The sequence below is a fragment of the Yoonia sp. 2307UL14-13 genome (genome assembly GCF_037572755.1).
Lineage (GTDB): Bacteria > Pseudomonadota > Alphaproteobacteria > Rhodobacterales > Rhodobacteraceae > Yoonia.
On the sequence record NZ_JBBIFZ010000007.1, the window covers coordinates 101,707 to 127,147 of the forward strand.

Genomic DNA, 25,441 nt, shown 5'->3' on the forward strand with positions numbered 1-25,441 from the left:
CCTTGGAGGTAACTGACCTGCGCCGATCCATCGGTTAGGGTGACGGTATGAGTGCATTCCCCGAGACCCTGAAAACCTGGCGCAAGACGCGCAGGCTGAGCCAGCTGGACCTGGCGTTGGAGGCTGACGTGTCCTCCCGCCATATCAGTTTTCTGGAAACCGGGCGGGCGCGGCCCAGCCGCGACATGATCGGGCGGTTGTCGGATGTGATGCAGCTGCCCCTTGCGGCCCGCAATCAGATGCTGACCCATGCCGGTTTTGCCGCCCAGTACAGCGCGCGTGATTGGGATGGCGCCGATATGGCGCCGGTGCGGATGGCCATCGATCACATGCTGGACCGCCACGCGCCTTATCCGGCGCTGGCCTTGGACCGGTTATGGATCCTGCACAAGATGAATGGCCCCGCCCGGACCTTGTTCGCGGGTCTGAACGTAACCGAGGGCGACAGCCTGCTGGACCTGATGATGTCCGATCATCTGCCACCACTGATCGAGAATTGGCCCGACGTGGCCCATCACGCAGCCCAACGCTTGCGGACGGAAAGTGTCGCGCAAGGCGGCATCGCCATGCTTGACCGCGTGGCGGCGCATCTGGCGCAGGTGCCGGGCCGTTCCGATACGGCGCTGGCCCCCGTCGTTCCCACGATTTATCGGCTGGGCGAGGCGCGCCTGTCCCTTTTCGCGACCATCGCACAATTCGGCACGCCCGAGGATCTGGCGCTGAACGAATTGAAGATCGAGTTGTACTTTCCCGCCGATGAGGCGTCGCGCGTGATCCTTGAAAACCTGACGGGATGACGGCCCTGTCTGCCCATGTTAGGGCAGTCCCATGACACGCGTTCCTTCAAAATCCGAAATTCTGTCATGGATCTCGGACAACCCCACCAAGACCGCGAAACGCGATATCGCCAGGGCCTTTGGCATCAAAGGTGCGGCGCGGATCGAGCTGAAACGGTTGCTGCGCGAATTGCAGGATGACGGCAAGCTGACCAAGCGGCGATCGTCCTATCGAGATACCGAGGAATTGCCGCCTGTGGCCGTGCTGCAGGTGGTCGGGCCGGATGAGAACGGCGATCTGTTTGCCCGCCCGCTGGAATGGAAGGGCCAAGGCGCCGAACCCCGCATCCTGATGATGCTGCGCGACAGTGACCCCGCCTTGGGCGAAGGCGACCGCATCCTCGCCCGCCTGACGGTCGACGCGACCGAGGATCACAGTCATACGGGCCGCATGATCCGGCGGATCGGGACGAACCCGCGGCGCATTCTTGGCGTGTACCGTGCCGGGTCCGAAGGCGGGCGCGTGATGCCCATCGACAAGGGGTCGGACAAGCAATGGACCGTCGCCGCAGGCGCGACAGGCGGCGCGAAAGACGGCGAGTTGGTCGAGGCGGAACAGGCCGGACCGAAGGGCCGTATGGGGTTGCCGAAGGCGCGTATCATCGCGCGCCTCGGCGACCCGACCGAACCGCGCGCCGTGTCGCTGATCGCGATCCACCAGCACGGCATCCCTGATCATTTCCCGGATGAGGTCATTGCAGAGGCTGATGCGGCGAAACCCGCGGGGCTGAAAGGCCGCAAAGACCTCCGCGACCTCCCCCTTGTAACGATCGACCCATCTGACGCCCGCGACCACGACGATGCCTGCTATGTCGAAGCCCACGACGACGGCACCTTCACCATCTGGGTCGCTATCGCCGATGTGGCCCATTACGTGTGCCCGAACAGCGCTTTGGACCGCGAGGCGCGCAAACGCGGCAATTCCACCTATTTCCCCGACCGGGTCGTGCCGATGCTGCCCGACCGGCTGTCGGGCGATCTGTGTTCGCTGCATGAGGGCGTCGAACGGGCCTGTATTGCTGTGGCGATGAAGATCGACGGGAGCGGGAACAAGATTGGCCATGAATTTCACCGTGGGCTGATGAAATCAGTCGCATCGTTGAACTACGAAGAGGTACAGCAGGCCGTCGATGGACGACCCAATGCCAAGACCGCGCCGTTGATGGATGACATCATCCAACCGCTTTACGCGGCCTATGCCGCGCTGAAGAAAGCGCGCGCTGCGCGGCAACCGTTGGAATTAGACCTGCCGGAGCGACAGATCAAGCTGAATGACGATGGCAAGGTCACGTCGGTCGCGGAAAAGGAGCGGCTCGACGCGCATCGGTTGATCGAGGAATTCATGGTCCTCGCCAATGTTGCTGCTGCCGAGATTCTAATTGCCAAGAAGTCGCCATTGCTATTCCGGGTCCACGAGGAACCCAGCCCCGAAAAGCTGGACGCGCTGCGCGAGGTCGCGCAGGCGTCGGGATTGGTTCTTGCCAAGGGGCAGGTCCTGAAAACGGCGCACCTGAACCGGCTGCTGACCGGGGCGGCGGATACGGAAAATCAGGAACTGATCAACATGGCGACCCTGCGTTCCATGACGCAGGCCTATTACAGCCCCGACAATTTCGGGCATTTCGGGCTGGCCCTTCGGGCCTATGCGCATTTCACATCGCCCATCCGCCGTTATGCCGACCTGATCGTGCATCGGGCGCTGATCGCGGTGTATGGCTGGGATGATGATGGGCTGAGCCCGTGGGATATCGAACACCTGCAAGCGACGGCCAAGCAGATCAGCGACACTGAACGACGGTCGATGCTGGCCGAGCGCGACACGACTGATCGGTATTTGGCCGCCTTTCTGGCTGACCGGGTGGGCGCGGAACTGACCGGGCGGATCAGCGGGATCGCGAAATTTGGGTTGTTCGTGAAGCTGGATGAAACCGGTGCGGATGCGATGGTGCCACTACGGACATTGGGCAACGAATATTGGGGTTATGATGCCGACAGTCAGACCTTGATGGGCAGCGATAGCGGGCTGGTCATCGGGTTGGGCCAGCGGGCGACGGTCAAGCTGGCCAAGGCGGCGCCGGTAACCGGGGGGCTCATCGTTGAATTGCTTGAGGTCGATGGGAAGACATTGCCCAAAGGGCCTGCGCGGGGCCGGGGAAAACCGGTACGAAGACGTGCCGGAAGCGCGCGCAAGAAGGCAGCGGCCACGGCGCGCAAGGTCAAGCGACGGCGGAAGTGAACCGCTTTCGCCACAACTCGCACCGTGCAGCGTCGCGGGCGCCATAGGCCGCAAGCGCCTCGGGCACGGCCATATCGAAGCGATCCTCGGCGTCTTCACCCAAGGCTGTCAACCGCATGGAATACCAAGCTGTCACTCCACCCGGTGGTGTCTCTGTAAAGCGCGGGAAGGTCGGGCCTTCTGGCCCCGCCAGCCACTTCGCGGGGAGGTTCGGGTCCAGCGCCATCGCGCGGGCCAGACCAACCGCATCCGCCGCGCCTTCGCGCAAAAGCGCGTGCGCCTGATCCCGCGTCCGTATACCGCCTGTCAGCATAATCGGTATATCGGTCAGCGTCTTCGCCTTCTGTGCAAAGTCAGCGAAATAGGCGCCGTCAGATACACCGTCCGAACTGGCAGGCGCACCCGGGAAATACGTACCGCCACCGGTGTCGATCAGATCGACCGAGTTCAGATCGAGCAGTCAAACGACATGCAGCGCATCTTTGGGCGTCAGGCCACTTTCCAAACGATTGGTCGCTGCACTGCGCCAGCCCAGCGGCGCGGGTAACAAAGGTTCGGCAGGGCTTGAATATCCGCAAGTGACATCCCCTCGCACCGCAATCCGGCGATATCCGATGGCGACGGCCCAGCGTTCGTCCAATCGGATCTGCGCGGCGGTCGGGTTGCACGCCCCGACGCCCAAAGAGTCGGACATGGCAGATTTGATCAGTCGATTTTTCAGACGTGTGCCACAGGGCAGGTCGAGAGGTTGACCAAGAGTGTCTATCGCATCATTCCTCCATCGGGCCGTTTGCGTCCTTCCACTCACCGATACCGCCGATATTGGTCACGTTTTCGTAGCCCATGTCCTTGAGTGTCTTGCCAGCAAGCGCCGCCTGTCCGCCTGCCCCACAGACCAGATAGATATTCGCGTCTTTCTGCAGCGCCTTGTTGTGAAAATCAGTCGCCGGGTCGGCGGCGAATTCCATCATCCCACGGGGTACACGCACGGCACCGGCGATCGTGCCCGTTTTGGCGATCGACGCGCTGTCACGGACATCGACGAACACCGCATCGGTCCCGTGTTTCGAAATCGCCTCGCCACCCGGAATGCGGGTCACGGCGGCGTTGGCCTCTTCCATGTAGTCCTTGGATGATTTCATTGTATTGCTCCTCTCCACCATGATGTTCGCCCTCAGCCTAACGTTCATAATGGCAAGCGCCATAAAAAAAGCCCGGGCACGAAGCCCGGGCAAGTCCAACAGGGAGGTGGAGATATGACCCGATCTCCGGCGGGATTCTGTTGCGTTTGACGGTCAGGCTTGGGAGGCTGACCCGACCGCCAAATTTACTACGCCACTAATCTATAGCCACCGGATTCGGTCACAAGAAGGCGGGCATTGGACGGATCTGGTTCTATTTTTTGACGAAGACGGTAAATATGTGTCTCCAATGTGTGCGTCGTCACGCCCGCATTGTACCCCCAAACCTCGTGCAGCAGCACGTCGCGGGCCACAACACCTTCGGTCGAACGGTAAAGAAACTTCAAGATATTGGTTTCTTTCTCGGTCAGGCGGACCTTTTTGTCGTCCTCGGTCACCAGCATCTTTTGGGCAGGTTTGAATGTGTATGGCCCAAGCTGGAATACGGCATCTTCGGACTGTTCATGGGTACGCAGCTGGCTGCGAATCCGTGCGAGCAATACAGGAAATTTGAACGGCTTGCTGACGTAGTCATTCGCGCCGGCATCGAGGCCGAGGATCGTATCCGCGTCGCTGTCTTGCGCAGTCAGCATAACGATCGGGCATTTCACGCCCTGCTTGCGCAATACCCGGCACAGTTCCCGCCCGTCCGTATCCGGCAGACCCACGTCGAGGATCATCAGGTCATAGATTCCCTCTTTCGCCTTGACCATCGCGCTCGCGCCGTCATCGGCCTCGAACACGTCGAAATCTTCGGTCATGAGAAGCTGTTCGCCCAGCGCTTCGCGCAGATCATCATCATCATCGACCAACAAAATGCGTTTCAGTTGTGCCATTACATGCTCCGTCGTTTCGTGATTAGAAATGTGATGAACGGGCGGCTGCGGCAAGGTTTCCTGAAATATTTCACACGGACGTGTCCCCTGCCCGGCAAATGTTTCACTTTCACACTGAAACCGACTATCTGCTGTAACAAAGGAAGGCAGCCAGACATGGGTTTTTCCCCCGACATCACCGAACGGATCGCCCGCGCCCGGGCCGATTTGCGTATGGGTGTGCCGGTTGTGTTGGAGGGTGGGCTGGTGGTTTTGGCCGCCGAGACGCTGGATGCGGCCCGGTTTGCCGACCTGATGGCACTGGATGAGCCCGCCGTTTTGGCGATCACCGACTGGCGTGCGCGCACGTTGAAGGTGCATGTCTATGACGACGACATCGCACGGATCACCGTTCCCAAAGATGCGGGTCCAGCCTGGGTGAAGGCGGTCGCGGACCCGGCGGATGACCTGCAGAACCCGATGAAGGGGCCATTTCATGCGGTGCGTGACGGCGATGCCGCCATGCATCGCGCCGCCATCGCGCTGGCCAAGGCCGCCCGGCTGCTGCCTGCCGTGTTGACATGCGCGGTGTTGGACGGGGCAGCGTTCGCCACAGCGCATAATCTGACGCTATTGCCCGTTGAACCGTTCACCGACACGACCCTTTCGCCAATGCAAGCCGTCGTACATGCCCGCTTACCGCTGTCCGTGTCAGAGGCGGGTCAGCTGCATGTGTTCCGCCCCGATGACGGCGCGGAAGAGCATTATGCCGTCGAGATCGGACAGCCGGATCGATCCAAACCCGTCTTGTCCCGTCTGCATTCGGCCTGTTTCACAGGCGACCTGCTTGGGTCGCTGAAATGCGATTGTGGCCCGCAGTTGCGTGGGGCGCTTGCGCAGATGGGCGCGGCTGACGAAGGTGTGCTGCTTTACCTTAATCAAGAGGGCCGCGGGATCGGCCTCGCGAACAAGATGCGGGCCTATTCGCTGCAGGATCAGGGGTTCGATACTGTTGAGGCAAACCACCGGCTGGGGTTCGAAGATGATGAGCGCGACTTCCGGATCGGGGCGGATATTCTGAAACGGATGGGGTTTTCGCAGGTGCGCCTGCTGACCAACAACCCGGCCAAAGTCGCCCGGATGGAAAGCTGCGGGATCACCGTGACAGAGCGGGTGCCGCTGCAGGTCGGTGAGAACGCGCATAACGCGGCCTATCTCGCGACCAAGGCCGCGAAGTCGGGGCATTTGCTGTGACTTCTAGTGCGCCGACACCGCTGCCGGATCCAACAACGTTCTACCCCCATCCACCGTGATGATCTGACCGGTCACGAAACCCGAGGCGTCGGACGCCAGGTATTGCACGGCGTCTGACACCTCACCGGGGCTGGCGATCCGGTGGAGGGGGGTGTTTTCGACGATGGCCTCGCGCGCCTCTTCATGATCTTTTAAGGATCCTTTCAGACTTGCGCTCATGACGCTGCCGAAAGCCACGGCATTCACCCTGATCCGTTTCGGCGCGAGTGCCACGGCCATGGACCGTGTCATTTGGTCGAGTGCTGCGGAACTGATCGAATAGGCCAGAAGATCGGGATGCGACCGGCGTGCGGCGATGGAGCTGATGTTCACGATTGACCCGACCGGCCCTTCGTCCTGTCCCTCGGCCTGTTTGATCATTCGTCGGGCCGTTGCCTGGCTCATCCGAAGGGCGGTCATCATGTTTTGTTGCAAAAGCTCTTCGACGGAATTGTCGTCGGGGTTCAGAGGGTCGGTCGTCATCACCTGACGCGAGGCATTGACGAGGATATCGACACGCTCGAACGCATCGACCGTCGCCGACAGCAGGTTGGCGATCGTCAGCTTCTTGCGCATATCGCCTGCAAAAATGCGGACGTTCGTTTCGCCCTCGGCGGCATCGCCCATCTGATCTTCCAGCGTTTTTTCATCCATATCGGCAAAGACGACATTGGCGCCCATCTTGACGAATTGTCGCCCGATGGCGAGGCCGACGCCATTGGCGGCCCCGGTCACGATGGCGGTTTTGCCATCAATCGAAAAAGACATGTTTGGGCTCCTTCTCAGCGCTTGGGCCGATTGGCGTGGAAAACCTTGAACGCATTGGTACTGGCGATCATGTCCACGTTGCGAAACGTATCGGATAACGTGGTTTCATAGGGAAGATGGCGGTTCGCGACCATCCAGAGCTTACCGTTCGGTGTCAACAAACGTGCGGCGGCGTGGATAAAGGCGCGCCCCAACGCCGGATCGGGTGTGCGGCCGGTGTGGAAGGGTGGGTTCATGACGATGCCGTCGAAGGCCGCGTCAGGTGTGAAATCCGTCGCGTCGGCCCAGTGGATCGTGGCGCGGGGGTCGGTCACGTTTTTACGGGCGCAGGCGACCGACAGCGCCTCGGCCTCGATCAGGTCGAGCGATATGACGCCCTTCCGTTCCAGCACCGGACCGGCGAGATAACCCCACCCCGCCCCCAGATCAGCCATGCGGGCAGGCAATTTCGCAGGCAGGTGTTCGGCAAGAAGGGTAGAGCCTGCATCGATCGCACCGTCCGAAAAGACACCGGCATTCGTGTAGAAACCGTGCGGGCCCATTTGCGGGGGGCCAGCGGCCCAATCCGCGAAGGCGTCGGTTTTGTCGAACCAAAACAGCCGCCCATGTCCTTTGGTGATGGATGACAAATCGCCCAGCCGCTTGCGGCAGTCCTTGAACAAGCTATCCACGCCGTCGGTCTTCTGACCGTCGACGATGATAAGGTCGGCATTCGTGCAGGCCCGTGCGATCATGTCGCGCGCCAGGGCCTTGGCCCGCGGGACAACGACGATTGCGACGGATGCGGCGCCACCTTCCTGTCCGACCGGATAGCCTGCACGTTCCCAAGCGATATGATCCGGATGGAACCCCTGCATGATCTGCACGGCCTCTCGCGGCAGGGCGACCACATCATACGTTGCCGAGGGCCGCATCACGCAGATGTTGCCTGCGGGCAACGCCAAAAGGCCGTCATTCAGTGCGGTCGCGAGGCGGGATTGGGGCATCAGGGGGAATAGCGACGAGTCGCTATTCTTTCTCCATGGTGCATTGCAGCGGGTGCTGATGACGCTGGGCGAAGTCCATGACCTGCGCCACTTTCGTCTCGGCGATTTCGTGGCTGAAGACACCGACGACGGCCACACCTTTCTTGTGCACCGTCAACATCAATTCGAACGCCTGCGCATGGGACAAGCCGAAAAAACGCTCTAAAACGTGCACCACAAATTCCATCGGCGTGAAATCATCGTTCAGGATCAATACCTTATAAAGAGGCGGACGCTTTGTCTTTGGTTTGGTTTCGAGTGCGACGCCAACATCACCGTCGTCATCTTCGCGCTTGTCCGCCATCATGATCCAGTCAGTGAGCATAAAAAGGTCCCGTTCGCTACGTGGTATATATAAAACACGAGGTGGTGCTGAAAAGGCCCTTGATGCAGCAATGCGTCGTCTTCGCACCAGCGCTGGATTTTTGACGATCTTGGGGGCGATCCCGGTTGTGCCACAACATGTTGCAAGTGGTGCCTCATGAACACCCCGAAAGTCTTTGAAATTAGGGTATTTTCCGAGAATTAAAGCTGTGTTAGCGTTTGATCATAACAATAAGGTCACCGGAAAAATCCGGGGCCAGAGGCAGATAAAGAGGCAGCGACGTGGCAAGTCGTCCGGGACAGGCGGCCCTGAAGGGGCTATTTTCATGTATTTTGTTGATCACTTTGATGTTGGCGCCCGTGCGTATGGCGGCGGCGCCTTATGCGGCGATGGTGATGGATGCCCGCACGGGGGAGGTGCTGCATTCGCGCAACGCCGACACGCGGCTGCACCCAGCCTCGCTGACCAAGATGATGACGCTTTATATCGCGTTTCAGGCGATCCAGCGGGGCGAGATCACGCTGGACACAGAGGTCACGATCAGCCGCCATGCGGCCAGCGAGCCGCCCTCGAAGCTGGGCCTGCGCTCCGGACAAAGGATTCGTCTACGTTATCTGTTGCGTGCGGCGGCGGTGAAATCGGCCAATGATGCCTCGACCGCCATTGCCGAGGCGATCTCCGGCTCGGAAGAGGCGTTCGCAACACGCATGAACCGCACCGCCGTCGCCATGGGTATGCGCAACACGACCTTCCGCAATGCCCATGGGCTGACGCAGAACGGACATATGTCGACCGCCCGCGACATGTCGATCCTGGGACGGCACGTGATCTATGACTTTCCGCAATACTACAACCTGTTCTCGCGTCGGACCGCCGATGCCGGCATCGCCCGCGTGCGCCATACGAACCGCCGCTGGCTGGACAGCTATCAGGGTGGCGACGGGATCAAGACAGGCTATACCCGCGCGGCGGGTTTCAACCTGACGGCTTCGGCGCAGCGTGGCCAAGAACGGATCATCGTGACGATGTTCGGTGGGTCCTCGACATCCGCCCGCAATGCCCGCGTGACCGAATTGATGGATATGGGCTTTAACCGCGCGCCGGATCGCGCGCGCATCCGGCAACCCAACCCACCCGTCGCGATGGTTTCGTCGGCGCCCAGCGCCCGTGCCGGTACGTCGGGCAGCGCGGGCAAGATCGTCCGCGTGAGTGGTCTGGTAAACACCAGTATGCGGCCGATCGCACGACCCGTGCCTGATACAGCGCCTGCCGAAGACCTTCTGATCGCGGCGGTGGATCCAAGCGTGATCGATGCGGCAGTGGCGAGTGCGGTAGATGCCGCTGTGGCCGAAGCGCTCGCCGGTGCGTTGGAAGCAGAAACACCGGCACCGGTTCAGGTCGCGACGACGACGCCGGTGGTGACACCGGCCGCGCGACCCGCCCCACAGGCGGAAACAGTGGTCGTCGCGGCGGCGGACCCGCTGGCAAATGCCCCGGTCGAAACCGGCCCCGAAGTCGTCACCCGGATATCAACCTCTGGCGGACGCCATTGGGGGGTCAATGTCGGGCGCTACAATTCGCGGCACGAGGCCGAAAAGGTACTGCTGCGGGTTGCCCTGAACGAGATGAGCACGCTTGACGGTTCCCTTCGCCGGGTCGTGCAGCGGTCGGGCGGCTTCGACGCGAATTTCATGGGACTGACGCGGGAAGGCGCAGACCTGGCCTGCCGCAGATTGCAGGCCCGTGGGACGACCTGTTTCATGATCGGGTCCGAGAGCTAGCAGCCGAAGTGTTGCGGTGACATTTCGATGTCGTCGCATGCGGCGGTCCTTGCACATATGGGTCAGAGGTATCTGCGTACGAGCCGCCGCCCTTTTCGATAGTTCTTGACGTGATGCACGGCACGTCATCTTATACCTTTGTAATATGAACATCATCGCTTTCGGCGTGTCGCGCGCAACGGGTGTAACGATTTGATTTATCTTGACCATTTCCAACTGGATCGTCGCCCTTTCGCGACACGGCCAGAGCTTGCTTTTTTTTTGGGTCGCGACAACATACGCAAGCACTCAAATCACTAAGCGACGGCATCCGGGACGGGGCGTTCCTGACTCTTTTGACCGGAGAAACCGGGCTGGGAAAGACGTTACTGGTCCAGGCATTGCTGGCCGATCTGAGCAAGAATAGCGAATTCAGCCCTTGCCTGATCAGTGACCCACGGGGTGAAACGGCCGTTATCCTCAACCAACTTGTCCAGGTCTTCCAACCGCCCCCGGCGATAGAAGACCCTTGGCATGCTTTTTGGGCGGGTGTCGATCAGACCCGGTCGACGGGATCATCCGCCATCGTCATCGTCGATGATGCGCATCTGCTGTCCAATGAGGGCGCGGCGATCCTGGGCAAGCTCGCCACCGGGGATCGCGCCCGGACGATACCTGTTCCTGTGTTGCTGGTCGGTCAGCCGACGACGGTGCGGCGATTGAACCTACCGGCCTTTCGGCTGCTCAAGGGTGCATCGTCTGATGCATCGATCGACCTGGGGCCATTGTCACCGGATGAGGTTGGGCCGTACATCGACAGTCGGCTGCAAAAGGCCGGCGCACCTGCAGACAACGACATCTTTGCGCCAGAGACGGTTCCCATGATCGCCGATGCGACGGGTGGGGTGCCGCGCCAGATCAACAAACTGTGCGAGGTTTGTCTGTTTCTGGCCGGGGAAAGCAAGGCGACTTCGATCACGGCAGAGTCGCTGCGTCAAACGTTGGTGATCTATGACGACATGGAAGTACCCGGCCAACATGACGCCCTCGACGATCAAAGCGCCCCGTCGGATGTTATCGTCCTACAAGAGCCGCAGCGGCAACAGGTGGACACGCCGCTGCGTGAGAACCCACTACTATCGCCCCCAGTTTCACCCGCCGGACCACGAAGGGGATCGTCTCGCGCGGCGAAGCCCCGCAAGGGTAGACGCGGCACCGGGTTCGCCATCTTAGGCATCGTCGCGATTGCGGTGATCTACGTTCTCAGCCCCTTTGGTCCGTTGCCCGCGGACAATGCCATCATGGTCGCATTGTATGGCGCGCCACCTGTGACCAGCCCGGCAGATCGGTCTGTCGCAACCGAATCTGACGTCGAGAGGACCCAGCCCACCGCGGAACCGGACATAACCGCCCTGCCCGCACTGCAACGCACATTCGATCCGGTCGCGGACCCCGCCGGTCCCTATTACGATGCGGCGATCGCATCGACCGGTTCGCAAGAGATCGCGGTTGCCTACAGCCGGGCGGCCATCCGCGGCCATACACGCAGCGCGCTTTACCTCGGGCAGTTGTTCGAGACGGGGGATGGGGTCACGTTCGCCCCGGATGTCGCCGCGCAATGGTACGCCGTAGCCGAGGATGCGGCGTTGTTGGACAAAGCCGTATCGCCCCGTGATCTGGCTAACGGCGGTGCGATCACCCCGCTTTTTTCCGCGATCAATGGCACAATGGCCGAGTTTATCTGGGAGGGAAACGCGGCCATGTTCCGGTTGGAAATCGGGGATGCAGACGGCAACCCCATTGCCCAATTCACCACACCGTTGACCGCCGCGCTGGTCGAAATCCCGCCGGATGCGGTACTGTGGCGTGTTCAGACCAGCGAGCAGAGCATAGCTGACTGGATCCCGATCGGGGATGAGCGCAACGAATAGCAGGGTTCGCTGCGCCTTTTCGGTCTTTCTCAGCAGCCGATCTGGGCGCAGATACGTTCGCGATAGGCGCGGTTGGCATCGCTTTCATCTGCAGCGGCAGTTGCCGGGCGACCGCCAGTGCAGCTGACGGTATAGCCCGGGGCCAGCCCTTCGTTCACGCAGGCGGCAATGTCCCAGCCCGGCGGGATATCCGTCAAATCGACCTGATTCCACTTCGGGTGACCTTCGGCCTGTAGATCGGAAAACCGGCTGAAGACCTGGTTGGCGATGTCGGATACCGCCTTGCAGCTTTGCCGGTGATAGCTGTTCAGGCGCGGATTATACTCGAACGTCATGAGGATCGCCTTGACCGCGACAACCTCCAGCACGTCTTCCTGAAAGTCATAGGTGCCCGCCGGAATTTCGGCTGGTGTATAGACCGACTGCAGCACAGGGTCCGAGATCGGCACCAAATGGAAGACCTCTGGATCGATATCGGCATCGGCGAACAACCGGGTCGGCGCGCCAGCGACGTAGAAAAACGCATCGATGTCGCCGGACCGCAACTGCGCGAATGAATCGTCGGGGCCGATCGTAAGGGCCTCGGCCACGCCGACCTCGGCCAGATCGAGGATAAGAGAGGCCGTCAGGAACGTGCCGCTATCCTCGACCCCGATCGCCACACGCTTACCGGCAAGATCGGCCAGGCTGTTGATCTCTTTCTTGGCGAGGATGTGAACCTCTTCATTGTAAAGCGGAAAGGCGATGCGGACACCGCTGATGGCGCGTGCAATGGCCGGATCATCGGCGGAATAGGTCTGCAGATACTCCAGAACGTCGCTTTGCACGATCCCAAACTGGGTGCGGGGGCGCTGGCGCACGCCAAGAAAATTTTCCAGCGACCCTGCGGATTCGTTCACGATCAGGGTTTGCCCGCATTCGCCCATCAGGTCGGCGATGTCGTTGCCAAACTGGATATAAGTACCGGTCGGCCCGCCGGTCAGGATGTTCTTTTCGAACTCCTGCGCGCTTGCCGCCCCTGCACCAAGGGCCATCGCGGCGATGGTGATCACCGATTGGAGTGTTCTCAGGTTAAACATATCGATTTTTCCTCACTGAATTCCTAGCAGCGCCCAAGGTCGCGGATCAGCGATACCAAGGTTTGCCTGTTGGCCGCGCCAAAAACCGTTTTCAGGGCGTCCGGTGCGCAAACGCCATCCGACAACAGCTGCTCGAGCTGCGAAAGTTGTCCTGCGGATGCATCGTTCAGTCCCGGCGCGGCCTGCAATGCCTGGCGGATTTGGTCCAAGGTCAATGCATCTTGGCGCGTTTGCGGGTCCGGGGTTGGCGCCGCCGCCGTGTCGGCCTGTGGTTCGGACTGGGGCGTCGGCGCGTTTTGCAATGCGGCCAGTTCCGCCCGTGCAGCGGCGGTTTCGGCCACGGCCTTGTCACGTTCGACGGTTGCATTCGCCAATGCGCTCAGCGCGTCCGAGGTCAGCTGATCAACCCGCTCCCGCGCAACGTTCGCCTGTTCGATCACCTCGGCAAGGCTGTTTTCCTCGGCGACGCGCTGTTCTTGCAGCGCGGTCAATTCCGCCTCGAGCGCGGTCTTTTCAGCGGTGAGCGTAGCCAAGTCGGCACTTGCGGCGGTCATTGCCGTTTCCAAATCAGACAGCTGAGTGCCCGAACTGGTCTCTGCATTGTCCAGTTCGCTTTGCAGTGACGCCAATTCCTGCTCTGCACTGGCCAATTCGGCCATCGTGCTGTCCAGTTTGGCTTGCGCATCGGTTTGTGCCTGCGCCAACGCGGCTTGCTGGGTCGCGAGATCATCGGTCATGCCCGACAACTTGTCGCCCAGCGCGTCAACTTCGTCGGATATGCGCGTCTTTTCGGCCTGCAGATCGTTCAGTTCGGCGCGCACGGCCTCGCGCTGTGTGGTCATCTCGGCCTCTTCGGACCGCAGGTCGGTCACACGGGTTTCTATTGCAGCCAATTCCGCATTTGCTGACGTCAGCTTCTCTTGCGTTTCATCAAAAGCCGCTTGCGCAGCAGCGGCGTCAGCCTCGAGAGACGCGATAATCTTTCTGAATGCATCCGCCTGCTGCGACAGTTGATCGACCGAACTGTCGTCCGACGAAGCGACTGTCTGGGCAAATAGTCCTGACCCAGAAAAAATGAGCAGTGCGAAAACGCACGATGCCGACCTAAAGTTTTTCATATCTATCCAATAAACTGACAAACGGTACACTGCGAAAACGTCTCTTGACGTTAAGCGATGAGTTTACAACCCGTCAACTAAAGCGTGAAGGTGAAAACCCGACCCGAGCGCCGCTCGGAGCCGTCGCTAAGCCACTTTGCCTTCGAACGCCGCCGCCATCAGCGCGCGGGTATAGTCGGTTTGCGGATTGTCGAAAATCGCATCGGCATCCCCGGCCTCGACCACATCGCCTTGCTTCATGACCATGACTTTATGCGACAAGGCGCGCACCACCTTCAGGTCGTGGCTGATGAACAGATAGGCCAGACCGTAGCGCTGTTGCAATTCTCGCAATAGCTGCACGATCTGCACCTGCACGGTCATGTCCAATGCTGACGTGGGTTCGTCCAAAATGACCAGCTTTGGGCGCAGGATCATCGCCCGCGCGATGGCGATCCGCTGCCGCTGACCACCCGAGAACTCATGCGGGTAGCGGTCCATCAACGCGGGGTCGAGCCCGACCTCACCCATGATCTCGGCCACCATTTCACGCTGATCCCGACCCTTTTCCACGCCGTGAACGCCAAGCCCCTCCGATATGATCTCGGCCACTGTCATCCGGGGCGACAGGGACCCATACGGGTCCTGGAACACGATTTGCATCTCGCTGCGCAGGGGGCGCATTTGCCGCTGGCTCAGCCCATCGATCGGTTTGCCCTGAAACACGATCCGCCCCTCAGACTGGATCAAGCGCATGCAGGCCAGCGCCAACGTCGTCTTGCCTGACCCGCTTTCGCCGACAACACCCAAGGTTTCGCCCGCACGCACGGTCATGGTCGCCTGATTGACAGCCTTTACGTAACCGGCGGTCCGTTTGAGCAACCCACGATGGATCGGGAACCAGATCTTTGCCTTTTCGGTTTCCAGAACAACTGGCGCGTCGCCAGACACCGGTTGGGGAACGCCAGTCGATTCCGCGGCAAGCAGGGTTTGAGTGTAAGGATGCTGCGGGTTGCCGAAAATCTCGGTCGTCGGCCCGGTTTCGACGATCTCGCCATTCTTCATCACGCAGACCCGGTCGGCGATCTTGCGCACGATGGTCAGGTCATGGGTGATGAACAGCATCGCCATGCCCTCGTCGCGCTTCAGGTCGGCCAGCAGGTCGAGGATTTGCGCCTGGATGGTCACGTCGAGCGCCGTCGTCGGTTCATCCGCGATCAAGAGTTCCGGCCCATTGGCGAGCGCCATGGCGATCATGACCCGCTGACGCTGCCCGCCCGAAAGCTGATGGGGGTAGGCGCCAAGGCGGCTTTCCGCATCGCGGATACCGACCCGTTCGAGCAGTTGGATGATCCGCTCGCGCACCTTTGGGCCGCGCACGCCCTGGTGCAGCTCGATACTCTCCGCCAGCTGCTTTTCGATCGTGTGCAGCGGATTGAGGGATGTCATCGGTTCCTGGAAGATAAAGCTGATATCGTTGCCGCGGACGCGGCGCAGTTCGCGTTCATTGGCACCGACCATCTCGGCCCCGTCATACCGGATAGACCCCGCCATGACGGCACTGTCGCCCAATAGCTGTACGGTGGACAAGGCAGTGACGGATTTGCCAGAGCCGCTTTCGCCGACCAGCGCGACGGTCTCGCCCTTGTTCACTTGAAAAGACACGCCGCGCACCGCACGGGTCGTGGTGCCATCCTGTCGGAAGGCGACCTTCAGGTTGCGGACATCCAGAAGCGTACTCATCGTCCGTCGGTCCCCGTTTTTTCAAGCGTCATGGGCTGGTCGGCAAAGACCGTATCGTCCTGCACGACATCACCATCGGCCACGAAGGTCTTGCGCGGATCGAACGCATCACGAACGCCTTCGAAGATGAAGACAAGCAGCGACAGCATGATCGCGAAAGTAAAGAAGGCGGTGAAGCCCAGCCAAGGCGCCTGGAGGTTCTGTTTCGCTTGCAGCGTCATCTCGCCCAGTGATGGGGCCGACGATGGCAGGCCAAAACCAAGGAAATCCAGCGTGGCGAGGCCACCGATTGCGCCCGTAACGAGGAACGGCAGCATCGTCACTGTCGCGACCATCGCGTTGGGCAGCATGTGGCGGAACATGATCGTCCAATCGCTTACCCCTAGCGCCTTGGCCGCACGCACATATTCGAGGTTCCGCGCGCGCAGGAATTCCGCGCGCACCAATCCTGTCAGCGCAGGCCAGCCGAACAACACGGTGACAAAGACCAAGAGCCAGAAACTTCGCCCCAGGATCGCGGTCAGGATGATGATCACATAAAGCGATGGCATGCCGACCCAGATTTCAATGAAACGCTGGAACAACAGGTCGGTCCAGCCGCCGCGATAGCCTTGCACAGCGCCGGCAATCACGCCCACGATGGATGACAGGACCGTCACGATAATCGCAAAGAGGACCGACAGCCGGAAGCCATAGATCACCCGGGCAACGACATCGCGTTTGGTGTCGTCGGTCCCCAGCCAGTTATCCGCAGACGGCGCTGAGGGCGCTACGCCGGGCACATCAACAACCGTGTTGTAGGAATAGGGGATGATCGGCCAGATCATCCAGCCACGTTCATAGCCTTCGAATTCGATATCTTCGCCCGCCTGTGCCATGGCGATCAGGCCTTCGGGCGTGTCGAAACATTCGACCAGACCGCCGGTAACGATCAGGCACTGCACCTCCACATCGCGATAACCTGCCTCGGTCGGGAAATCGCCGCCGAAGTCACGCTCGGAATAGAAGCTAAAGATCGGCATGCGGAGTTCGTCGCGATAGCTGACAAGGATCGGTTTGTCGTTGGCGATAAACTCCGCAAACAGCGACATGACGAACAGCACGCTAAAGATAATCAGCGACCACCATGCACGGCGGTTCCGGCGGAAATTGCGCCAGCGGCGCTGATTGAGGGGGGACAGGCGCATCAGCCTCGGGCCTCGAAATCAATGCGCGGGTCGATCAGGACATAGGTCAGGTCGGTGATGATCCCGACGACCAGGCCGATCAGCGAGAACGCAAAAAGCGTCCCGAAGACGACCGGATAGTCCCGCGCCACGGCCGCCTCGAAACCAAGCCGCCCGAGCCCGTCGAGCGAGAAGAGCGTCTCGATAATCAGCGACCCGCCAAAGAAAACACCGATGAAGAGCGCCGGAAAACCCGAGATGACGATCAGCATCGCATTTCGGAAAACATGGCCGTACAACACCTTGCGTTCGGACAGGCCCTTGGCCTTGGCGGTGATCACGTATTGCTTTTTGATCTCGTCCAGAAAGCTGTTCTTGGTCAGCAAGGTCAGCGTCGCAAAGGCCGAAATGGTCGAGGCCAGCACCGGCAAGGTGATATGCCAGAAATAATCCAGAACTTTGCCGATCAGGCTTAGGTCTTCGAAATTGGCCGAAGTCAGGCCGCGCAGGGGGAAGATGCGGAAATAGGACCCACCGGCGAACAGGACGATCAGCAGGATGGCGAATAAGAACCCGGGAATCGCATAGCCGATGATGATCGCGCCAGACGTCCAAGTATCGAACGGCGTGCCATCATGCACGGCCTTCCGAATGCCAAGTGGGATTGAGATGAGATAGGCGATCAGCGTGGACCAAAGCCCCAATGTGATCGACACGGGCATCTTCTCCATCACCAGATCGAACACGCTGATCGAACGGAAGTAGCTTTCGCCGAAATCGAAGCGGATATAATTGCCCATCATGATCAGAAAACGTTCAAGGGGCGGCTTGTCAAAGCCGAATTCGCGTTCGAGTTCTTCGATGAAATCCGCCGGCAGGCCCCGCGCACCGGCATAGTCGCTGTCACCACCGTCAAGCAATTCGCTGCCGCCGCCGGCGATACCTTCAAAGACATCGCCGCCCCCTTCCATCTGGGCAATGATTTGCTCGATCGGTCCACCGGGGACAAATTGGGTCAGACTGAAATTGAGGATCATGATCCCAAGAAGTGTTGGGACCACCAGCAACAATCGGCGAAGGATATAGGCTCCCATATCCTTGCCTTACTGAAATGCACCTGCGGCGCGCAACGCCTCACCAGCTTCGGCGTCGTACCACCAATTATCGATCGGTGAGAGCGACAACGGCGGAATCTCCTTAAATCGGAACATGTCATAATAGGCGACGGTGTGGACGTTCTTTTGCCATTGCGGGATCCAGAAGCCCTCTGCCCGCAGCACACGATCCAGCGCCTGTGTCGATGTCGTCAACTCCTCCAACGTCTCGCTTTCGATCACGATTGTCATCAGTTGGTCAATCGCTGGCGACCGCAGTCGCATCAGATTGCGTGAGCTGTCATCAGCCGTTTCAGACCCGAACCATTGGCGTAGACCCGAGCTCGGTTCAAACCCCTGACCAAGGGAGTGATTCACAAGATCGAAATCACCTGACCGGCGCCGCTCCACATATTGCGAGGTATCGACGCGATTTAATTTTGCCTCGATACCAAGGCGCTGAAGGTTCTCGACAATGGGATTGATCACCCGGTCGAATTGCGGCGAGAATTGCAGAAACTCAGCGGTCAGAACCTTGCCGTCTTTCATGCGCTTTCCGTCAACAACCACCCAACCGGCGTCATCAAGCAAAACAGAAGCGCGGCGCAGCATGCTGCGGTCAAGCGGACGATCTACAGTTCCAGAAACATAGGGCATCACCGCTTCATCTGTCAGAATGCTCGCATCCAGCAAACCGTCATCGACGAGGGGCTGCAAGATCGCTATCTCTCCCTCTGTTGGCACGCCGGTGGCCACCAAATCGGAGTTATCCCAGAAAGACACCGGACGATCATAGATACCATAGAAGAGTGTCTCGTTCATCCACTCGAAGTTCACCATCATGTTGACGGCCTGGCGCACGCGATTGTCCTGCCAAACTTCTTTATCAAGATTGAAAACAAACCCCTGCCCTGAACCGATTGACCCGTCGGGAAGCTCGACCTTATTAACCCAGCCGTTCCGAACACCCAAAAAGTCATACTGCGTTGCCCACTGCAAAGAAGAGTTCTCACTCCGGAAGGTATAAACGCCCGATTTGAACCCCTCCAAAGCAGCGCTGCCGTCGGCGAAGTACTCGATGCGGATCGTTTCAAAGTTGTTTCGACCTTGGTTCACAGGCAGATCCGCGGCCCACCAGTTTGGGTCTTTGCGATAAATAATCTGACGATTGATATCGACAGTATCCAGCAAGTAGGGCCCCGTGCCCACAAAGGGCGCATTGTTTGCTTCATCCAAACGTGTACCGGTTTCCTCAAACCAAGCCTTGCTGAAAACGGGCGTTCCGCCGGCGAACCCGATTACATCGCGCCGTGGCGCGGTATCAGTAAAGCTGAAGCGGATGCGGTGGGTATCCAACACTTCGACAGTATCAATGTATTCGCTCACAACCGCGCGGTATTCGGCGATGCCCTGCTCTTGAAAAAGATTGAAGGTAAATGCGACATCTTCGGCGGTCATGGGTGTGCTGTCGGAGAAAGTCACGTCGTCGCGCAGATTGAAGATCACCCAGTCTTTGCTTTCTGGATACTCTAACGTCTTGCAAAGATAGCAATAAGAGCCATACGGATCATCAGCATAAGCGGTCAGCACCGTTTCGTAGGGCAGCGTATTTAGCGCGCCGGTCGTTCCCTCACGGGCATACTGGTTGAAACTGTCGAACGTGCCTTGCGACCATTGCGAAAACTCACCGCCTTTGGGTGCGTCAGGATTGACGTAACTCAGAACTTCATCCGGCCCGTATTTCAGCTCTCCAAAATTGGTGTATCCGTGGCTCTCGATCACCGTCTCATGTTCTGCGCCAAACACCTCTGCCCCGCCCCAAACCGCCCCCATCGCGATCACCGACCCGACCGCCCAGTGTTTCCACCGCGTCCGCATCTCATCCTGGCGGGCGGTGGCTTGGGCGTGGGGGCGATTTTTCATCATTCTCTCCAGCTTGAAAAACGGCGAAACAGGCATACATGTATAAATGAAGCTAGAGGACGTTTTGGCAAACATTCAAGTTGAGTTTGCGTGATCACCGGTTGATCGCACGTCAATGAGCAGCAAAAAGGCCGCCCGGTCAGGCGGCCTTTTTGCTGCTTAAATTGTGCTTAGTCGTCCAGACTATCGAGATAGGCGATCAGGTTGGCCCGATCTTCGACACTGCGCATGCCGTTATAGCTCATCGCGGTGCCCGGTGCCCAGCCGCGTGGGTTTTCCAGAAAGCCGTTCAGGTTTTCCGGCGTCCAGACCTCGGCCACAGCCGCAAGCGCGCCGGAATAATTGAAATCGTCGTAGAACGCGACTTCGCGACCGACCACGCCATAAAGCGCGGGACCGGTGCCATGCTGTCCGGCCTCGAGCGCGTGACATGACCGGCAGTTGCGCCAAAGCGCCTCTCCGTCCGCGGCGCTGGCCGAGGCCATGACCACAGAAAAATCAACTTCTTCAACGGGTTCACCGTCGGCAGGCTCATCCGTTTCGACTTCGATCACATAGGCCTGTTCGTGGTGATCACCGTGACCACCGACGTGATAAATTTCTTCGGCCACCCAAGCCCCCAACAGATACACCAGGAACGTGCCGCACAGGCCACCCAGTACCTTGGTCATCGTCATTGTGTCGAACATGTCGCGTTCCATTCCGTTCACAGTTTTGCGGGTATGTATCCGCTTCCAACGCCGGGTTGCAAGGTATAGTGGCGCGACGAAACGCCCAATTTTTGGCGCTGTTGTCGGAGAGGATCGGACCATGTCACCGAAAATCGCATTCCAGGGCGAATTGGGGGCCTATGGCCATCAGGCGTGTGCCGAGGCCCGGCCCGATCACGCACCACTGCCCTGCCCCACCTTTACAGCCGCGATCGAGGCCGTGCGCACCGGCGATGCCGATCTTGGCATGATCGCCGTCGAAAATTCGACCTATGGCCGCGTGGCTGACGTTCATTCGCTCTTGCCGCAAAGCGGGCTGCATATCGTCGATGAGCAGTTCATCAGGGTACATATCAATCTGCTCGCCAAGCAGGGCGCGCGGCTTGATAAAGTAAAAACCGCGTTCGGACATGTCGTGATCCTGCCGCAATGTGCGGGTTTTCTGCGCGAAAACGGGATCACGCCCCGTGCGAAGTCAGACAACGCCAAAGCCGCCCGCGACGTCGCCGAAGGTGAGGACCTGACCGTCGGCGCACTGGCATCGGAACTTGCCGCGGATATCTACGGTCTCGACATCCTGGCCCGCAATATCGAGGATGCGAGCAACAACACCACCCGTTTCCTGATCATGGCCCGCGAACCGGATTACCAGCGGCGCGGCACAGGCAGCATGATGACCAGCTTCGTCTTTCATGTGCGCAACATTCCGGCGGCGCTTTACAAGGCGATGGGCGGTTTCGCGACCAATGGCGTCAACATGACCAAGCTGGAAAGCTACATGGTCGGCGGATCATTCACCGCCACCCAGTTCTATGCGGAAATCGAAGGGCACCCGGACGACCGGAACGTGCAACTGGCGCTGGAAGAGCTGAACTATTTCACCGACTACATGCACGTGATGGGGGTCTATCCCGAAGCACCGCACCGGCGCGACCGCCTTCAGACCTGACCAGCCTTGCGATAGTCGTCTTCGATATCCTCGGCGAATTCCAGGACCCGGGCCTTGAACCGTTTGTTCAATTTGGTTTTGGCGAGCTTCATCGACTGGAGCAGCAGACGCGCCGTCAGGGTCTTGGCCCGCAGGTCAAAGGCCACAGCGACCCGCGTTCGGCCGGGGGACAAAGCGACGAGATCGACCGATCCAGTGATCGTCATCCCTTCCGACACCGTGAGAATGATGTACTGATTGGGTGGGTCGATTTCCGCAATCGTGGAGTGCATCCGTCGATCGCGCCCACGAAACTTGAACCCGATATCCCATGCCGAACCCAGCTTGACCGGTCCTTCATCCTGCCGCGTCACCTCGGCACCATGGCGCAGGGCGCGCCTTTCGAAGGCGGCGAAATCACTGACCGTGGTAAAGACGTGGTCGATCGGCGCCTCGATATCCTCACGTGTGCTGAACTTCATTTACAGCGCCCCAGATTTGCAGTCCGCCTAATCAAGCCGATCCGCCAACCAATTTTCCAGCAAAAAATGTGCGATGGCGCCTTTGCGGGCCGGCAGAATTTCCGGGTGATCGCCAGCAAAGGCAAGGGCAAGCTCTTCGCGGCTGACCCAGCGGGCATGTTCGATTTCGACCGGATCAATGGTCAGATCGGTATTCAGCGCCTCACCGATACAGCCCAACATCAGCGACGATGGAAATGGCCAGGGCTGGCTTGACAGATAGTCAACCCGTCCAACGCGCACACCTGCCTCTTCGAATACCTCGCGGCGTACTGCGGCCTCGATCGTCTCACCGGGTTCGATAAAGCCTGCCAGGCAGGAATACATCCCTTCAGGCCAGCCGGGCGACCGGCCCAGAAGGACCGCATTGCCATGGGTGATCAGCATGATCACCACCGGATCGGTGCGCGGGAAATGGTGGCCACCGCAGGAGGGGCAATCGCGCTGCCATCCCGCCATGGACAGAACGCTTTCGCCACCGCACCGGGCGCAGAAACGGTGGGTCTGGTGCCAACCCAGGACAGCCCGGGCCGTCGCAGCCATTTCGGCATCCAGCGCGCTCAGCCGGGTCATCGCGACGCGCAGTTCGACAAAAGCGGTATCGGTCAGCGTCGGGTGCTGCTGCTGGCTGGGATCCAGAAACTTGTCCAGTGTTCGATCATCCAGATCATCCGGCGTCCAGCCAGACAGATCGCTGGCGAAAACCGTTGCATCGTCGATCCGGCCCAGCAATATCTGATCCCCGGCATCCATCAATGCCGGGTGATCCAGCGGAACCCGCACAAGCATGTCATCTTCCAGCAACGGCTTGCCGCGCCACATCAGGATCGTCCGCGCATCATCCCGTTTTTTCAGTTCGGTTACGTCGGCACGGCATTCCGCCGCGCGATCCAGACCACCCCCACCAAATGTCACCATTTCCGCAATTCTCATTATGCGGCAATGACATGTACACGATGCGAGTTCAATTTTTTCTGTCGCTTACCTTTATTCATCCACGCAATTCGTCTTATGGTTGTTCGCCGCGCAAATCAGCCGAGATCAACGACGTATGACATCTTCAAACCCCTTTCCGTCCGGGCGGCTGCGCATTCTGGAAACGACCGATCTGCACATGCAGGTACTGCCCTATGACTATTTTGCTGACCGGCCAGACCCCAAAACCGGCCTGCTGCAACTGATTGGCACGATCGCAGACCTGCGGGCCGCGCCCGAGGTCACGACGCTGCTTTTCGACAATGGCGATTTTCTGCAAGGCAATCCGTTGGCCGATTACATCGCCGCGCATTGGGAAACGGGCGACACGCATCCGATGATCGCCGCGCTCAATACAATACGTTACGACGCGATCACACTGGGCAATCATGAATTCAACTATGGGCTGGATTACCTGCAAGACGTCCTGGCGGACGCCGCATTTCCGATCACCTGCGCCAACCTGCGTCACCTTGATGATCTTGACCTGGCCGGGCCCTATCTGATCCTCGATCGCACCGTCACATGCAGTGACGGACAGGACCGGCCGATCCGTGTCGGGGTCATTGGGTTTCTTCCGCCGCAAATCACGACGTGGGACCACGCCACGCTCGCCGAACGTGTCGAAACCGAAGATATTGTGACAGCAGCCCAAAGGATCATCCCCAAGATGATTTCGGACGGCGCGGACATCATCATCGCGCTATGTCACTCGGGGATCGAAGGCATCGGCCATGTCGACAACATGGAAAACGCCGCTGTTCCGCTGGCCGCCGTTCCCGGAATCGACGTGATGTTGACCGGACACACGCATGAACTGTTCCCGCATGCCGATGCCACCGCAAACGGCCCGGTCGATCCGGTAGCCGGTACCCTGCACGGCAAACCCGCGGTGATGGCGGGCTTTTACGGCGGACATTTGGGGCAGATCGACCTTGTCCTTGATTGGACGCGCGATGGATGGGTTATCAGCCAGCACTGTTCAAGATTGCGAACCGGCGCCACCTCGACGGACCCTTCTGCCGCGATCATCGCACAACATATGGCCCCCGCGCACAAAGCGACGCTGGACCACATTCGCCAGCCGATTGCGACAACGTCGGGGCCAATCCACAGTTATTTTGCAGATATCGGCCACGACCATGCGCAACAATTACTTGCCCGCGCGCAACAGGACTTCGCCCGCGATCTGCTTGCCGAGACGCCATATCATGACCTGCCTATCCTGTCGGCGACATCGCCCTTTCGCGCCGGAGGTCGTGCAGGGCCAGATCATTACGTGGACATCGCACCCGGTCCGCTGACGCTGCGGGATGCGGCGGCGATCTATCCTTTCCCGAATACGTTCTGCGCCTTACGTCGGACCGGTCGGCAAATCCGCGACTGGCTGCAAGTATCCGCCGCACGTTTTGCGGGGATCGCGCCGGGTCAACAGGACCAACCGCTGATTAACCCGCGCTTTCCAGGCTACAACCACGACAGCCTGTTCGGTATCAGTTACCGGATCGATCTGCAGACAAGCCACATCGTGGACCTGACCCATGACGGTAAGCCGGTGCAGGACGACGATGTCTTTATCGTGGCCACCAACAGCTACCGCGCCGGAGGTGGCGGTGGGATCGTGACAGACGGCATCCCGGATATCGTGCTGAGCACCACGGATGCCAACCGCGATATCCTGATCGCTTACCTGCGCGATCATCCCCGGATCAGCGTGACACCGCAGCCGCTGTTCCAGTTCAGTCCGATCCCGGGCACCGCGGCGACCTTTTTGTCGGCGCCCGCTGCCCAAGATCACCTGCCCGAGAATGTCTTTCATCTTGGCCCCGGCCCGCAGGGTTTCCACCGCTATCGGATCTGTTTCTGACGGGTTGCACCCGCCGCCATCGCCGCCTATATCAGCGGTGAGAGGTTGGCGCGGGCGAGCGCCTCGCCAACCTGGTCAGGTCCGGAAGGAAGCAGCCATAACGAGCCCCGCTTGGGTCGTTGTCAGCCTCTCACCTTAGATGCATCTGCGGTCGGCAGACGGAATCAA

At 59.7% G+C, this 25,441-nt stretch carries 23 protein-coding genes and 1 other RNA gene; 8 read left to right on the top strand and 16 right to left on the bottom strand.

What is annotated here, in order from left to right; translation table 11 throughout:
* Window positions 1-47 precede the first annotated feature (47 nt).
* Both V8J85_RS16255 and rnr read left to right on the top strand, forming a co-directional pair.
* Window positions 48-797 carry a helix-turn-helix domain-containing protein gene (locus V8J85_RS16255; RefSeq protein ID WP_339954817.1) on the top strand — a complete coding sequence of 250 codons (750 nt, stop codon included), beginning with the start codon at window positions 48-50 and terminating at the stop codon, window positions 795-797.
* A 31-nt stretch (window positions 798-828) separates the two neighbouring features.
* Entirely contained in the window at window positions 829-3,072 is a 2,244-nt protein-coding gene (gene rnr, locus V8J85_RS16260; RefSeq protein WP_339954818.1) for a ribonuclease R, read from the top strand.
* Here the strand turns inward: rnr and V8J85_RS16265 are convergent.
* From V8J85_RS16265 to V8J85_RS16280, 4 genes are all read right to left on the bottom strand, one after another.
* Complete coding sequence (locus V8J85_RS16265) at window positions 3,053-3,385, bottom strand: hypothetical protein (RefSeq protein WP_339954819.1); 333 nt, start codon at window positions 3,383-3,385, stop codon at window positions 3,053-3,055. The genes rnr and V8J85_RS16265 overlap by 20 nt on opposite strands.
* Before the next feature lie 147 nt (window positions 3,386-3,532).
* Window positions 3,533-3,766, bottom strand: a complete 234-nt coding sequence (locus V8J85_RS16270; RefSeq protein WP_339954820.1) for a hypothetical protein — start codon at window positions 3,764-3,766, stop codon at window positions 3,533-3,535.
* 76 nt (window positions 3,767-3,842) lie between these two features.
* Entirely contained in the window at window positions 3,843-4,214 is a 372-nt protein-coding gene (locus V8J85_RS16275; RefSeq protein ID WP_339954821.1) for a rhodanese-like domain-containing protein, read from the bottom strand.
* Between the two features lie 188 nt (window positions 4,215-4,402).
* Window positions 4,403-5,089: a response regulator transcription factor gene (locus tag V8J85_RS16280; RefSeq protein ID WP_339954822.1), complete on the bottom strand. Its 687-nt coding sequence runs from the start codon at window positions 5,087-5,089 to the stop codon at window positions 4,403-4,405.
* A gap of 156 nt (window positions 5,090-5,245) precedes the next feature.
* On the opposite strand from V8J85_RS16280, the gene ribA reads away from it, so the two are divergent.
* Window positions 5,246-6,322: a GTP cyclohydrolase II gene (gene ribA / locus V8J85_RS16285; protein ID WP_339954823.1), complete on the top strand. Its 1,077-nt coding sequence runs from the start codon at window positions 5,246-5,248 to the stop codon at window positions 6,320-6,322.
* Between the two features lie 3 nt (window positions 6,323-6,325).
* On the opposite strand, the gene V8J85_RS16290 is transcribed toward ribA, so the two are convergent.
* Genes V8J85_RS16290 through clpS form a run of 3 tightly spaced genes read right to left on the bottom strand, consistent with a single transcriptional unit; the run spans window position 6,326 to window position 8,479 of the window.
* Window positions 6,326-7,129 carry an SDR family NAD(P)-dependent oxidoreductase gene (locus V8J85_RS16290; RefSeq protein ID WP_339954824.1) on the bottom strand — a complete coding sequence of 268 codons (804 nt, stop codon included), beginning with the start codon at window positions 7,127-7,129 and terminating at the stop codon, window positions 6,326-6,328.
* A gap of 14 nt (window positions 7,130-7,143) precedes the next feature.
* Window positions 7,144-8,115 carry a class I SAM-dependent methyltransferase gene (locus V8J85_RS16295; protein ID WP_339954825.1) on the bottom strand — a complete coding sequence of 324 codons (972 nt, stop codon included), beginning with the start codon at window positions 8,113-8,115 and terminating at the stop codon, window positions 7,144-7,146.
* Window positions 8,116-8,137: 22 nt separating this feature from the next.
* The gene (gene clpS, locus V8J85_RS16300; RefSeq protein WP_339954826.1) at window positions 8,138-8,479 is read right to left on the bottom strand and encodes an ATP-dependent Clp protease adapter ClpS; all 342 of its coding nucleotides are present in this window, start codon (window positions 8,477-8,479) and stop codon (window positions 8,138-8,140) included.
* 347 nt (window positions 8,480-8,826) lie between these two features.
* Between clpS and V8J85_RS16305 the strand changes: the two genes are divergently transcribed.
* Both V8J85_RS16305 and V8J85_RS16310 read left to right on the top strand, forming a co-directional pair.
* Window positions 8,827-10,260 (top strand): serine hydrolase, encoded by a 1,434-nt coding sequence (locus V8J85_RS16305; protein WP_339954827.1) that lies wholly within the window; start codon window positions 8,827-8,829, stop codon window positions 10,258-10,260.
* A gap of 326 nt (window positions 10,261-10,586) precedes the next feature.
* On the top strand, window positions 10,587-12,170 hold the full coding sequence (locus V8J85_RS16310; protein WP_339954893.1) for an ExeA family protein: 1,584 nt from the start codon (window positions 10,587-10,589) through the stop codon (window positions 12,168-12,170).
* A gap of 29 nt (window positions 12,171-12,199) precedes the next feature.
* Here V8J85_RS16310 and V8J85_RS16315 read toward each other — a convergent pair whose 3' ends face one another.
* The 7 genes from V8J85_RS16315 to V8J85_RS16345 form a co-directional block, all read right to left on the bottom strand.
* The gene (locus tag V8J85_RS16315) at window positions 12,200-13,249 is read right to left on the bottom strand and encodes a TAXI family TRAP transporter solute-binding subunit (RefSeq protein WP_339954828.1); all 1,050 of its coding nucleotides are present in this window, start codon (window positions 13,247-13,249) and stop codon (window positions 12,200-12,202) included.
* A gap of 23 nt (window positions 13,250-13,272) precedes the next feature.
* The gene (locus V8J85_RS16320) at window positions 13,273-14,367 is read right to left on the bottom strand and encodes a hypothetical protein (RefSeq protein WP_339954829.1); all 1,095 of its coding nucleotides are present in this window, start codon (window positions 14,365-14,367) and stop codon (window positions 13,273-13,275) included.
* A gap of 126 nt (window positions 14,368-14,493) precedes the next feature.
* Window positions 14,494-16,089 carry an ABC transporter ATP-binding protein gene (locus tag V8J85_RS16325; RefSeq protein WP_339954830.1) on the bottom strand — a complete coding sequence of 532 codons (1,596 nt, stop codon included), beginning with the start codon at window positions 16,087-16,089 and terminating at the stop codon, window positions 14,494-14,496.
* Window positions 16,086-17,276, bottom strand: a complete 1,191-nt coding sequence (locus tag V8J85_RS16330) for an ABC transporter permease (RefSeq protein WP_339954831.1) — start codon at window positions 17,274-17,276, stop codon at window positions 16,086-16,088. Before V8J85_RS16330 ends, V8J85_RS16325 begins: the two co-directional genes overlap by 4 nt.
* On the bottom strand, window positions 17,276-18,349 hold the full coding sequence (locus V8J85_RS16335) for a microcin C ABC transporter permease YejB (protein ID WP_339954832.1): 1,074 nt from the start codon (window positions 18,347-18,349) through the stop codon (window positions 17,276-17,278). The genes V8J85_RS16330 and V8J85_RS16335 overlap by 1 nt, the downstream gene beginning before the upstream one ends.
* 9 nt (window positions 18,350-18,358) lie before the next feature.
* Complete coding sequence (locus V8J85_RS16340; RefSeq protein ID WP_339954833.1) at window positions 18,359-20,308, bottom strand: extracellular solute-binding protein; 1,950 nt, start codon at window positions 20,306-20,308, stop codon at window positions 18,359-18,361.
* 134 nt (window positions 20,309-20,442) lie between these two features.
* Window positions 20,443-20,961 (bottom strand): c-type cytochrome, encoded by a 519-nt coding sequence (locus V8J85_RS16345; RefSeq protein ID WP_339954834.1) that lies wholly within the window; start codon window positions 20,959-20,961, stop codon window positions 20,443-20,445.
* Between the two features lie 121 nt (window positions 20,962-21,082).
* Here V8J85_RS16345 and V8J85_RS16350 point away from each other — a divergent pair, with 121 nt between their 5' ends.
* Entirely contained in the window at window positions 21,083-21,931 is an 849-nt protein-coding gene (locus V8J85_RS16350) for a prephenate dehydratase (protein WP_339954835.1), read from the top strand.
* Here the strand turns inward: V8J85_RS16350 and V8J85_RS16355 are convergent.
* Both V8J85_RS16355 and nudC read right to left on the bottom strand, forming a co-directional pair.
* Window positions 21,922-22,392: an SRPBCC family protein gene (locus tag V8J85_RS16355; protein ID WP_339954836.1), complete on the bottom strand. Its 471-nt coding sequence runs from the start codon at window positions 22,390-22,392 to the stop codon at window positions 21,922-21,924. The genes V8J85_RS16350 and V8J85_RS16355 overlap by 10 nt on opposite strands.
* A 27-nt stretch (window positions 22,393-22,419) precedes the next feature.
* Window positions 22,420-23,364 (bottom strand): NAD(+) diphosphatase, encoded by a 945-nt coding sequence (nudC, locus tag V8J85_RS16360; protein ID WP_339954837.1) that lies wholly within the window; start codon window positions 23,362-23,364, stop codon window positions 22,420-22,422.
* Window positions 23,365-23,482: 118 nt separating this feature from the next.
* Here nudC and V8J85_RS16365 point away from each other — a divergent pair, with 118 nt between their 5' ends.
* Entirely contained in the window at window positions 23,483-25,273 is a 1,791-nt protein-coding gene (locus V8J85_RS16365) for a bifunctional 2',3'-cyclic-nucleotide 2'-phosphodiesterase/3'-nucleotidase (RefSeq protein WP_339954838.1), read from the top strand.
* 38 nt (window positions 25,274-25,311) lie between these two features.
* An RNA gene (gene ffs, locus V8J85_RS16370) (signal recognition particle sRNA small type) lies at window positions 25,312-25,409 on the top strand.
* Window positions 25,410-25,441: the final 32 nt, after the last annotated feature.